Annotated in this window: 12 protein-coding genes; 8 read left to right on the top strand and 4 right to left on the bottom strand. The window is 70.3% G+C overall.

The window, feature by feature from the left end:
• Window positions 1-197 precede the first annotated feature (197 nt).
• From ACWEOO_RS31675 to ACWEOO_RS31660, 4 genes are all read left to right on the top strand, one after another.
• Complete coding sequence (locus ACWEOO_RS31675) at window positions 198-494, top strand: LuxR C-terminal-related transcriptional regulator (protein ID WP_452146152.1); 297 nt, start codon at window positions 198-200, stop codon at window positions 492-494.
• A gap of 58 nt (window positions 495-552) precedes the next feature.
• Complete coding sequence (gene mshB, locus ACWEOO_RS31670) at window positions 553-1,464, top strand: N-acetyl-1-D-myo-inositol-2-amino-2-deoxy-alpha-D-glucopyranoside deacetylase (RefSeq protein ID WP_452146151.1); 912 nt, start codon at window positions 553-555, stop codon at window positions 1,462-1,464.
• A 182-nt stretch (window positions 1,465-1,646) separates the two neighbouring features.
• A complete protein-coding gene (locus ACWEOO_RS31665) occupies window positions 1,647-2,165 on the top strand; it encodes a flavin reductase family protein (RefSeq protein WP_359926138.1) in 519 nt (172 codons plus the stop codon).
• A gap of 111 nt (window positions 2,166-2,276) precedes the next feature.
• On the top strand, window positions 2,277-4,061 hold the full coding sequence (locus ACWEOO_RS31660; protein WP_452146150.1) for a VanW family protein: 1,785 nt from the start codon (window positions 2,277-2,279) through the stop codon (window positions 4,059-4,061).
• Window positions 4,062-4,077: 16 nt separating this feature from the next.
• Here ACWEOO_RS31660 and ACWEOO_RS31655 read toward each other — a convergent pair whose 3' ends face one another.
• A complete protein-coding gene (locus tag ACWEOO_RS31655) occupies window positions 4,078-4,515 on the bottom strand; it encodes a type II toxin-antitoxin system PemK/MazF family toxin (protein WP_452146149.1) in 438 nt (145 codons plus the stop codon).
• Window positions 4,516-4,569: 54 nt separating this feature from the next.
• Here ACWEOO_RS31655 and ACWEOO_RS31650 point away from each other — a divergent pair, with 54 nt between their 5' ends.
• A complete protein-coding gene (locus ACWEOO_RS31650) occupies window positions 4,570-5,934 on the top strand; it encodes an MFS transporter (protein ID WP_452146148.1) in 1,365 nt (454 codons plus the stop codon).
• Here ACWEOO_RS31650 and ACWEOO_RS31645 read toward each other — a convergent pair.
• On the bottom strand, window positions 5,916-6,842 hold the full coding sequence (locus ACWEOO_RS31645) for a GNAT family N-acetyltransferase (protein WP_452146147.1): 927 nt from the start codon (window positions 6,840-6,842) through the stop codon (window positions 5,916-5,918). The two genes, ACWEOO_RS31650 and ACWEOO_RS31645, sit on opposite strands and share 19 nt — an antisense overlap.
• A gap of 127 nt (window positions 6,843-6,969) precedes the next feature.
• On the opposite strand from ACWEOO_RS31645, the gene fdxA reads away from it, so the two are divergent.
• The gene (gene fdxA, locus ACWEOO_RS31640; protein ID WP_012923087.1) at window positions 6,970-7,296 is read left to right on the top strand and encodes a ferredoxin; all 327 of its coding nucleotides are present in this window, start codon (window positions 6,970-6,972) and stop codon (window positions 7,294-7,296) included.
• Between the two features lie 45 nt (window positions 7,297-7,341).
• Here the strand turns inward: fdxA and ACWEOO_RS31635 are convergent, their stop codons facing one another.
• Complete coding sequence (locus tag ACWEOO_RS31635) at window positions 7,342-8,319, bottom strand: hypothetical protein (RefSeq protein ID WP_452146146.1); 978 nt, start codon at window positions 8,317-8,319, stop codon at window positions 7,342-7,344.
• A gap of 100 nt (window positions 8,320-8,419) precedes the next feature.
• Window positions 8,420-9,358, bottom strand: a complete 939-nt coding sequence (dapD, locus tag ACWEOO_RS31630) for a 2,3,4,5-tetrahydropyridine-2,6-dicarboxylate N-succinyltransferase (protein ID WP_359926122.1) — start codon at window positions 9,356-9,358, stop codon at window positions 8,420-8,422.
• Between the two features lie 54 nt (window positions 9,359-9,412).
• Here dapD and ACWEOO_RS31625 point away from each other — a divergent pair, with 54 nt between their 5' ends.
• Together ACWEOO_RS31625 and ACWEOO_RS31620 are read left to right on the top strand one after the other, a co-directional pair.
• Entirely contained in the window at window positions 9,413-10,243 is an 831-nt protein-coding gene (locus ACWEOO_RS31625; protein ID WP_452146145.1) for a phosphotransferase, read from the top strand.
• Window positions 10,240-11,133 carry an NAD-dependent dehydratase gene (locus ACWEOO_RS31620; protein WP_452146144.1) on the top strand — a complete coding sequence of 298 codons (894 nt, stop codon included), beginning with the start codon at window positions 10,240-10,242 and terminating at the stop codon, window positions 11,131-11,133. The genes ACWEOO_RS31625 and ACWEOO_RS31620 overlap by 4 nt, the downstream gene beginning before the upstream one ends.
• The last annotated feature ends 29 nt before the right edge of the window (window positions 11,134-11,162 follow it).

Raw genomic sequence — 11,162 nt, 5'->3', positions numbered from 1 at the left:
TGGGTCTTATTCTGTCCCGCCCCCCCCCCCCCCCCCTTACCGTCTTATCACCTTTTGCATCCGTGTGGGGCGCCCGGGTCCGCCGCCCCCCTTCCTGCTGTCCGGAACTGTATGGGTCGTTTGTATGGGTTGTACCTGGCGACCGCTCTCGGCCGGCGACGAGAATCCTTGTCCTGGACTCTTGGGGAGGAGCGGGTATGTCGGTCTACCCGGCGGTGCCGGTGGTGCGGAGAGAGGACTTCGCGCCGGACGTCGTCTGCGAGGTGTACGAGCTCGGGTCCCGCCGGCGGGCCCCGTCCGCGGTCAACGAGCTGACCAGCCGCCAGGTGACGATCGGCCGGATGATGGCGACCGGAGCCAAGGACGCGGCGATCGCGCACGAGCTGGGCCTGTCGCTGCGCACCATCCGCTCCGAGATCAGCGCGCTGATCGCCGGCCTCGGCGCCAAGTCACGGTTCCAGGCCGGGTGCCTGCTGGTCCGGCGCTTCGGCTGACCGGTGTCGGGAAAATTCCTTATCCCGAACTGTCCGCCGCCCGACGTAGGCTTTCGGCATGGTTGAGCTTGCTGAGCGCCGGCTGCTGCTGGTGCACGCCCACCCGGACGACGAAACCATCAACAACGGTGTGACGATGGCGCGCTATGTCGCCGAGGGAGCCCACGTCACCCTGGTCACCTGCACCCTCGGCGAGGAGGGCGAGGTCCTCGTTCCCGAGCTGTCGCACCTGGCCGCCGATCAGACCGACGGCCTCGGCGAGCACCGGATCGGTGAGCTCGCGAGCGCGATGGCCGAGCTCGGTGTCACCGACCACCGCTTCCTCGGCGGCCCGGGCAAGTACCGCGATACCGGGATGATCTACAACGACGCGGGCAACGCGGACGTCCCGCCGGAGACCCGCAAGGACAGTTTCTGGCAGGCCGACCTGCTGAGCGCGGCCGACGACCTGGTCCCGATCATCCGCGAGGTCCGCCCGCAGGTCCTGGTCACCTACGACCAGTACGGCAACTACGGCCACCCGGATCACATCAAGGCCCACCGGGTGGCGACGTACGCCGCCGACCTGGCCGCCGCCCGGTCGTACCGTGAGGACCTCGGACCGGCGTGGGAGATCCCGAAGATCTATTGGACGGCGATGGCCGAGTCGCGGATGCGCCAACAGCTCCGGCTGCTGCGCGAGTCCGGCGACACCACCACGTTCGAGGGCCTGGACCCCGAGGGCCCGCTCGGTCCGTTCGTCACGCCGGACCGGCTGATCGACTGCGTGATCGAGGGCGAGGAGTTCATCGACCGGAAGCTGAACGCGATGAAGGCGCACGCCACCCAGATCACCGTCGACGGCCCGTTCTTCGCCCTGTCCAACAACCTCGGCAACCAGATCTGGAGCTCCGAGCCGTACCGCCTGGTCAAGGGCACCGCCGCCCCGGCCCCCGACGGCCTCGAACACGACCTCTTCGCCGGCCTCTGAGCCGGACCGGCAGCACTCGGAGATCCAGCCGGCCGCTCGCGCCTGAGCACGAGCGGCCGGCGATCCCGGTCACCAACCATCGATGGTCCGGTACCCCGGGTGGCGGTAACGATGCGGGTGGCGTGATCGGTCCCACACGCCGGGTTGAGGTATCAACCCGGGTCCGGGCATAACCTGCTGAGGTGTCCTCTTCCGAGTCGAGTGGGAGTGTCCCGCCTGCGGACTTCCGGGCTGCCCTGGGGCAGTTCGCGACGGGGATCACGATCATGAGCACGCTCCAGGACGGTGTCGCGCACGCGATGACCGCGAACGCGTTCACCTCGGTCTCGCTCGATCCGCCGCTGGTGCTGGTCTGCGTCGACAAGGCCGTCCGGATGCACGCGGCCGTGCTGGACTGCGGCTACTGGGCGGTGTCGGTGCTGTCCGGGGGGCAGCGGCCGATCGCGGACCGGTTCGCGCGGTCCGGGCGGGACCTGTACAGCCAGTTCGACGGCATCGGGACGACGGCCGGCCCGAAGACCGGCTGCCCGACCGTCGACGGGGCCCTGTCGTGGCTCGAGTGCCGCACCTGGGCGACGTACGACGGGGGAGATCACACGATCGTGGTGGGTGAGGTGCTGAGCCTGGGATCGGGCGATCCGGGCGACCCGAGCGCGCTGATCTACCACTCCAGTCACTACCGGGAACTGCCCGGAAACTGACCGTTACCCCGGGGCATCGCGGGGCAGCCCCGACGGTCGGGAGGGTCCGCAACGTCCCGTAGGATGTGCGCTTGTGCCCTGACCAAGGCTCGAGCAGGAGGACTCTGTCCGGTGGGGAGAAAACAGCTCGCGGGGATCATCGCCGCCGCCGGGCTCGGTGTAGTCGTCGTGGGGTACGGCGCGGCGTTCGCGTTCGCCGGAGACAAGATTCCTGGTGACACCACCGTGCTCGGGATCCCGATCGGCGGGCTCTCCGAGAAGGACGCGAAGGCCAAGCTGACCGCCGGTCTCCAGGACCGGGCGGCCGCGCCGATCGCGCTGACGGCGGGCGGGTCGACGTTCCAGGTGGCGCCGGCCGACGCCGGACTCACCGTGGACGTCGACAAGACTGTCTCCGCCGCGGGCGCGGGCCGCAGCCTCGCGCCGGGCCGGATCTGGCACGCGCTGACCGGTGGCGACGCGGTCGAGCCGGTCGTCACCAAGGACGACGCCAAGCTGAAGGCGGCCGTCGACAAGCTGGCCGGCCAGGTGAACCGCAAGGCCACCGAGGGCACGATCACGTTCAAGGGCACCAAGCCGGTCAAGCACGAGCCGGCCGACGGGCTGCAGCTCGACACCGCGAAGGCGGCCGGCGCGGTGTTCGCGGCGTACCCCGCGGACGGCGCCCCGAAGGACCTGCCGGTCGAGGTGACCAAGCCGCAGGCCGCGCCCGAGGCGATCGAGAAGGCGATGACGGAGTTCGCCGAGCCGGCGATGTCGGGCCCGATCCGGCTGACCGTCGGGTCGAAGTCGGTCGAGCTGGAGCCGGCCGAGCTGGCCCCGGCGCTGGCCGTCAGCGTGCAGGAGGGCAAGGTCATCCCGGCGCTCAGCACGAAGGCGCTGGAGCCGCTGTTCCAGGAGCGGTTCAAGGCGCTGGAGACGCTGCCGAAGGACGCGACGGTGCAGATCGTCGGTGCCGGCCCGAAGGTGGTCCCGGCGGTCGACGGCATGGTGGTCGACCGGGCGAAGGTCGGCGCGGCGATCCTGACGATCCTGCCGAAGCCGACCGGCGAGCGGCGCGCCGCCGTACCGCTGACGGCGACCAAGGCGAAGTTCACCACCGAGCAGGCGACCGCGCTCGGGATCACGCAGAACATCGGCGACTTCAAGACCGAGTTCCCGCACGCGCCGTACCGCAACACCAACATCGGGACCGCGGCGGCGAAGATCAACGGGACGCTGCTGAAGCCGAACGAGATCTTCAGCCTGAACAAGATCGTCGGCGAGCGGACCAAGGAGAACGGGTTCGCCGAGGGGTACATCATCAGCCGCGGGAAGTTCGAGAAGGACTTCGGCGGCGGTGTCTCGCAGTCGGCGACCACGACCTTCAACGCCGCGTTCTTCGCCGGCGTGAAGATCCTCGAGCACAAGGCGCACAGCGTCTACATCAGCCGCTACCCGGTCGGCCGGGAGGCGACCGTGGCGTGGCCGTCGGTGGACCTGAGGTTCCAGAACGACTCCGGGCACGGCCTGCTGGTGCAGACGATCTTCAAGGCGTCGACGCCGGGCAGCAAGGGCAGCATCCGGGTGATCATCTGGGGCACGAAGTTCGTCGACGTCACCGCCGGGCAGTCGGCGAAGACGAACGTCCGGCAGCCGAGCGTCGTCTACAACACGGCCGCCAAGTGTGAGCCGCAGGCGCCGACCCCGGGCTTCGACATCACCATTTACCGGTACTTCGCGAAAAACGGCGTCCGGCAGAGGACCGAGTCGTTCACGACGAAGTACAACGCCGCCGACGACATCCGCTGCGGTCCGAAGCCGGGCACCGTGGTCACGCCGCCGCCGGGTGGCATCACGCCGCCGCCCGGCCGGAAGCCGTCGAGCGCGACGAACACCACGCCCCCGGCCAGCTGACCGATCAGCCGGCCGGTCAGCCGCGGTGCAGGTTGTGCAGTCCGGCCGCGACCTCGTCGAAGACGCTCTCGTCGATGACCGCGCCCTCGCGGCGGACCTGCTGCGGGTCGATGCGCAGGACGCGGTCCAGGCGGACCTCACTGGGCCGGTGCTCGTTGTCCCAGGCGCCGCTGCCGATGTCCAGCCAGATCCGGCCCCAGCGCGCCTCGTCGGCGGCGTCGCGGTCGTGGTCCTTGCTGGTCAGGATCAGCGCCAGCAGGTAGGGCTCGTCCCAGCCGACGACCAGTACCGGGCGGTCCTTCCCGCGGCTGTGGTCCTCCTCGAACGGCACCCAGGTCCAGACGACCTCGCCGGGATCCGCCACCCCGTCGTCCGGGTGCGGCGTGTACTCCACCCGCACGGTCCCCTCGAAGTCCCCGGCGTACTCCGGCCGCTCCACCACGTGATCCGCCATGGCAGAGCAGCGTAGCTCCCTCACATCTCGGCGGCCTCGCAACGTTCCATCGGCGTGCTGCTCACTCGTAACCGCGGTGCGGTTCTCGCTGTTCTGCTCATCGGTCAGTTCATGGCCAACATCGACACCGCGGTGGCCAACATCGCCGGGCCCTCGATCGGGACCGACCTGCGGGCGTCCCCGGGGGCGGTCGGGCTGGTCGTCTCCGGGTACGTCGTCGCGTTCGCCGTTCTGCTGATCACCGGCGCCCGCCTCGGGGCGTCGCTCGGTTACCGCAGGACGTTCCTGCTGGGACTCGCTGTGTTCACCGCTGCCTCGCTCGCCTGCGGTCTCGCGCCCGGGATCGGCGCGCTGGTGGTCGCACGGTTCGTCCAGGGGGCAGGCGCCGCGCTGATGGTTCCGCAGGTCCTGAGCGGCATCCAGCTGCACTTCGAGGGACGTGACCGTCTGAAGGCCCTCGGCTACTTCTCGATCGCGCTCTCCGGTGGCGCCGTCGCCGGCCAGCTGCTCGGCGGCGTCCTGATCGCGGCCGATCTGTTCGGCACCGGCTGGCGGCCGATCTTCCTGGTCAACGTCCCGATCGGCATCGCGCTCGCGGTCGCCGGCCGTCGTCTGCTCCCGGCCGATCCGCCGGGCCACCGCGACCGGTTGGACCTCGGCGGCGTACTCGCCTTGTCCGCAACGGTTCTGCTCGTCGTCCTGCCGCTCCTGCTCGGCTCCGAACGCGGCTGGCCTGCCTGGTCCTGGGTCTGCCTCCTACTCAGCGTCCCGTCGCTGGCGCTCTTCGAGTACGGCGAACGCCGCACAGCCGCCCGCGGCGGCCGCCCGCTCGTAGCGCGCCAAGTGATCCGGAACCCGGCCGTCCGCGCCGGTCTGCTCGCCCACGGCTGCACCAGCGGGACGTACTTCGCGTTGCTGTTCGTCCTGGCGCTGTACCTCCAGGACGGCCTGCACAAGGGCCCGGCGTACTCGGGCTTCGCCATGGTCGTCTGGGTGGCTGCGTTCGGTCTGGCGGGACCAGTCATCCCCGGGCTGCGCACGGGAGCGCACTGGATGCCCGTTGTGGGCTGTCTGGTGCTGGGAGCCGGCTACCTGAGCGTCCTGGCCTATCTGCTGCTCGGCGGCCGCAGCGGCCCGCTTCTGTTCGCTCTGCTCGGTGTCGGCGGGCTGGGGCTCGGTATCAGTGCCAACACACTGATCGGTGCCATCACGTCCAGCCTGTCGGCGCAGTACGCGGCTGACCTGTCGGGTGTCGTCGCCACCAACGCACAGCTGTCTGGAGCGCTTGGCGTGGCGCTGGCTGGTTCTACCTATGCTGCACTCTCTGACGACCCCAGAGGGGCCTTGGCGGTCGTTCTAGCGGGGTTCCTCGTGCTGACGCTGGTCGGCGCGGCCGCGGCTCACCGGCTGGTCAGATAGCGGTACCTGTACGCCTCGTGGTAGCCGAGACGCGTGTACGTCGTGATGGCCGGCGTGTTCTCCAGCAGCACCTCCAGGTACGTACGCCGGCCGCCGTGGGATCCCGCCCAGCGCGCGAGCCCCTGCACGATCGCCGTACCCAACCCGCGGCGCCGACAGCTGTCCGCCACCCGGATCGCGTCCACACCCAGCCAATGCCCGGTCATCGAGCCCCGACCGACCGCGGCCACGACCCCGTCCACGACGACCGACGCGAACATCGCCTTCGGCGCCCCTTCGAGGACCTTCGGCGCCACGTCCGGCACCGGGCCCTCGAAAGCAGCCGCGTACCACGCGTCGTCCGGCTGCTCGGCCAGCTGGACGTCGTACCCGGGAAGCCCGTTCACGTGGTCCAGCGTGGTGTGCATGACGAGTACGTCGGACTGCTCCGGGCGGGCGTCGACCCAGCCGAGAGCACGGATCTCCTTGTCCTGCGGGCTGTCGACGCGGACCAGGGCCTGTGGCGGCAGGTGGCGCTCCCGGTAGAAGTCCTCGGCCCGGGACAGCGCGTCGGCGACCGGCAGGCCGGGGTCGCCCGCGGGCAGGAGCGAGTTGCCGCGGCCGGTCCAGCCGGAGGATGCTCGCAGCAACCAGTGACCGACGTACGCCGTCTCGACGGCTGGGCGGCCCAGTGCGGTCGTCAGGAAGAGCTGGTCGACGTCCACCGGGCGGAGCGGCATCTCGGGGATCGTTTTCGCGGCCGTCACGTCCGCGGCCGGGATCTCGTGCACCGTGCCGTCGGCGTGCCGGACCGCGACCAGTTCGGGGGTCCGGGCCTGCAGGACGCCGATGACGTCGGTCAGGCCGCCCGGTATCCGGTGCCGGACGACGACACGGTGGCCGATATCACGGGCACTGAGGCCTGACACGATCCGGACTCCTGGCAGAGTGGGCGACGTACTACCGTGATACTAGAGACACCAGAGACACTGAGCACCACCGCATCGCAGCACCCCAAGTCCAGCGCTGCGCTTGCCTGCCATAGGAGGAGTAGCAGTGACCTACGTCATCGCGCAGCCGTGTGTTGACCTGAAGGACCTCGCTTGTGTCGAGGAGTGCCCCGTCGACTGCATCTACGAGGGCAACCGGATGCTGTACATCCACCCCGACGAGTGCGTCGACTGCGGAGCCTGCGAGCCGGTCTGCCCGGTAGAAGCGATCTACTACGAGGACGACACCCCGGAGCAGTGGAAGGACTACTACACGGCGAACGTCGACTTCTTCAACGACCTGGGCTCGCCCGGCGGCGCGTCCAAGCTCGGCAAGATCGACAAGGACCACCCCTTCATCGCCGCGCTGCCGCCGCAGGAGCACGACGAGTAAGCAGTTGGTTGCACGGAGTAGGGCGTCCCTCGGGGCGCCCTCCTTTTATTGCTCGAGCACGTCGACGTGGACGTGGTCCAGGTGCCGGAGGATCTTCGGGTCGCCGGACCGCTCGGGCGGGGTGTAGTCCCGCCAGCCGGAGTCCGAGCGCCCGCCCGCGGTCCAGATCTTGTCGCTGAAGATGACGGTCTTGATCTTCAGCAGGTCCGCCCGGGCGACCAGGTACTGCGCCATCGCCCAGCCCTTCGTGGTGTTGGCGGCCGAGATCGGCCGGACGAACACGTCCACCGCCCGCCCGTCGTAGTGCGCCGACCCCTCCATGTGCCCGGTCCGCACCCCGCCGACGGCGTACCCGCCGGTGGACACCTTGCCGAACGTGCGGGCCAGGTCCTTGCGGACGGCGTCCGCGCGCGGCGTCAGCCCGTTGGGGCCCATCACCTCGGCCGGCACCGAGTCGGTGTTCACGGTGCAGCTGAAGACGCTCTTCGACTGCCCGGTCAGCGCCGACGCCAGCACCCGGGCGTCCGCCTCGTGGTCGGCGTACGCGTTCGGGAACGCGCTGCGCTGCACCTTGTCGGCGGCGACCGTGATCGCGAGCTTCTGGTAGTTCTTGATCTTCACGAGCGCGTCGTAGAACTTGCCGCTCGCGTAGTACGGGTCCTGGACCTGCTGCGCCGTACCCCAGCCCTGTGACGGCCGCTGCTGGAACAGGCCGAGCGAGTCCCGGTCACCGTGGCCGAGGTTGCGCAGGCCGGACTCCTGGTACGCCGTGGCGAGCGCGATCGTCGCCGCCCGCGCCGGCAGCCCGCGCCGGACGGCGATGCCCGCGATGATCGCCGCCGACTCGGCCTGTTCGAAGTCCACCACGACCATCTGCCCGTTGACCGTGGCAGTGCACTCCTCGGTCGGCGGCAGCAGCTTGCCGACGTGCTTACCGCCGAGCCAGGCGATCCCGACGCCCACCACGAGGCTGAGCACGCCAATGGCCCCCACGGCCACCAGGGCACCACGCTTCACCGCCATACCGCTCCCAACGTCCAAGGGCGGGTGACAGGTTCCTGTCCCACGGACAGGTTGACGTGCGAAGCCTCACGCCGGTTGGCGAAGTCATACTTTCGAACGATCAGGCGTTCGCGTGCAGCGCCTCGTTGAGCGTGATGCCCTCGCCCTTGCGCGGGCGGGCCTCGACGGCGCCGGTGACGGAGTTGCGGAGGAAGAGCAGACCGGGCTGCCCGGACAGCTCCCGGGCCTTGACCACGGCGCCGTCCGGGAGCGTGACCTTGGTGCCCGCGGTCACGTACAGCCCCGCCTCGACCACGCAGTCGTCGCCGAGCGAGATGCCGGTGCCGCCGTTCGCGCCGAGCAGGCAGCGCTTGCCGATCGAGATCACCTGCTTGCCGCCGCCGGACAGCGTGCCCATGATCGACGCGCCCGCGCCGATGTCACTGCCGTCGTCGACCACGACGCCGGCGACGATCCGGCCCTCGACCATCGACGTGCCGAGCGTGCCGGCGTTGAAGTTCACGAACCCTTCGTGCATCACCGTCGTGCCCGCGGCCAGGTGCGCGCCGAGCCGGACCCGGTCCGCGTCGCCGATCCGGACCCCGGACGGCACGACGTAGTCCGTCATCCGCGGGAACTTGTCCACGCTCGTGACGCTCAGGTGCTTACCCGCCGCACGGGCGCGCAGCCGGACGCTCTCGATCTCGTCGACCGGGACCGGGCCGAGCGACGTCCACGCGTTGTTCGGCAGGGCGCCGAAGACGCCGTCCAGGTTCACGCCGTGCGGGCGGACGAGCCGGTGGCTCAGCAGGTGCAGCCGCAGGTACGCGTCCGCCGTACCGCTCGGGGCGTCGGCCAGGGCGATCTCGGTCGCCACCACCGCACGCCGGACCTGGCGGAGTTCGTCGTTGCCCTCCGCCGCGACCAGCTCGGCCGGCGCCTTGGCGTCGTCCGGCCGCGTCCCGAGCGCGGGCGCCGGGTACCAGACGTCGAGGACGTCCCCGGCGGTCGTAACGGTGGCGAGGCCGAAGCCCCAGGCGTGCGTGGCGTTCTCCGTCATACCCCACACCCTAATTCGGCAGCGGCGGACGACGACGCGTGGTCTACTTTTCGGATGCTTCCTGCGTGGGTTCCGGGACGGGTGGTTCTGGAGGCTCTGGGTGCTCCGGCGGAGGACGCGGTGCACGGCGAGCTGTTGCGGCAGTGGGGCTCGTCCGAGGTGCGGCGGCTGTCGTACGGTCTGCGCAGCGTGATCGTGAAGCACGGGACCGACACGCAGTTCGGCGAGGACGCGGCGTACGAGCGGTTCGTCGTACCGCTGGAGCTGCCGGCGCCCCGCCTGCTGTACGGCGGTGACGGCGTGATCGTGCTCGAGGACGTCGGCCGGGTGACGCTGGAGCAGGAGCCGACCGCGGACGGGTTCCTCGCCGCCGCCGACCTGCTCGCCGGGATCCGTGGCCGGGCGGTGCCGGGGCCGAGCGGTTTCCCGCCGGAGCGTGTGAAGGAGCTGGCCGGCCGGATCGGCCGGGTCTCGTTCGACATCGCGCCGCTGACCGAGGCGCTGGCGGCGCTGCACCGGCAGGCGCCGTTGAGTGTCGTGCACGGCGACTTCGTACCGAAGAACCTCGTCACCGACGGGACCCGGTGGACCGCGGTCGACTGGCCGCTGGCGTACGTCGCCCCGCACCTGAGCGACCTCTACACGCTGGTCCGCGATGCCGTTGCCTTCGGCTACGAGCGCGGGCCGATCGTGGCGCGGTACGTCGAGGCCGCCGGGGCGGACTCGTTCCTGGTCGATCGGCAGCTGCTCGTCGGCGGCGCCTGCTTCTGCCTGCTCGCGCTGACGTTCGTGGTCGAGGAAGGGGTGCGGACGATCCCGGAGTCGGAGGGCTGGATCGATCCGCTGCTGGCCGAGCTGGCGGACCTCGTGGAGCAACTGTCGTGAGACTGCTCGTCCTCGGCGGCACGAAGAATCTCGGGCGGCACGTCGTCGAGGCCGCGCTCGCGGACGGCCACGAGGTGACGCTGTTCAACCGCGGCCGGACGAATCCCGCACTGTTCCCGTCGGTACTCCGGATCGTGGGCGACCGCGCCGCGCCCGAGGCCCTGGCGACCGGTGAGTGGGACGGCGTGATCGACATGTCCGGCTTCCTGGTCCGCGACGTCGCGCTGACCGCGGCCGTCCTGCGCGACCGCTGCGAGCACTACACCTACATGTCCTCGATTGCCGTGTACGCCGACCGGATCACCCCCGGGATGACGGAGACCGCGCCGCTGCTGCCGTGGCCGGACGGCGCCCCCGAGGACCATTTCACGATGGACCTCTACGGCCCGTCGAAGGTCCGCAACGAATCGTTGCTCACCGCCACCTTCGGCGACCGCACCGCCGCCGTCCGCTCCGGCTTCGTCGTCGGCCCCTACAACCCGGACTTCGGCAACTGGGGCTGGGCGCTCGCGCACGGCCTCCCGATGGAATGTGCCGCCCGCCCCGGCCAGCCGGTCCAGTACATCGACGCCCGTGACCTCGCCGCCTTCCTCCTGCACCTCACCGTGCACCGCATGCCCGGCCCGTTCAACGCGGTCGGCCCGACGCAGACACTCGCGGACCTGGCCGCCGTCTGGCAGTCCGTCGTACCTGAGCCGAAGCCGATCGACTGGTCGCCCGCCGTCGACCGCTTCCACCTGCCGCACGACGGCACCAACGACGGCACCTTCCAACTCGACAACACCCGCGCCCTGGCCGCGGGCCTCCAGCTCCGCCCGGCCGAAGAAACCGCCCGCGACTACGTCACCTGGGTCCACGATGGAAACGTTCCTCCCGAGCCGCCGCACTGATCCGTAACATTGCGGCGTGATCAGTGCGA

The organism is Kribbella sp. NPDC004138 (assembly GCF_053603655.1).
This window is presented reverse-complemented; position numbering and strand designations above follow the sequence as displayed.

Excerpts from the sequence above, each read along its gene's own strand:
- ACWEOO_RS31625 (WP_452146145.1), top strand. The coding sequence starts at position 9,413 with ATGCTTCCTGCGTGGGTTCCGGGACGGGTGGTTCTGGAGGCTCTGGGT.
- mshB (WP_452146151.1), top strand. The coding sequence starts at position 553 with ATGGTTGAGCTTGCTGAGCGCCGGCTGCTGCTGGTGCACGCCCACCCG.
- ACWEOO_RS31675 (WP_452146152.1), top strand. The coding sequence starts at position 198 with ATGTCGGTCTACCCGGCGGTGCCGGTGGTGCGGAGAGAGGACTTCGCG.
- dapD (WP_359926122.1), bottom strand. The coding sequence starts at position 9,358 with ATGACGGAGAACGCCACGCACGCCTGGGGCTTCGGCCTCGCCACCGTT.
- ACWEOO_RS31655 (WP_452146149.1), bottom strand. The coding sequence starts at position 4,515 with ATGGCGGATCACGTGGTGGAGCGGCCGGAGTACGCCGGGGACTTCGAG.
- ACWEOO_RS31635 (WP_452146146.1), bottom strand. The coding sequence starts at position 8,319 with ATGGCGGTGAAGCGTGGTGCCCTGGTGGCCGTGGGGGCCATTGGCGTG.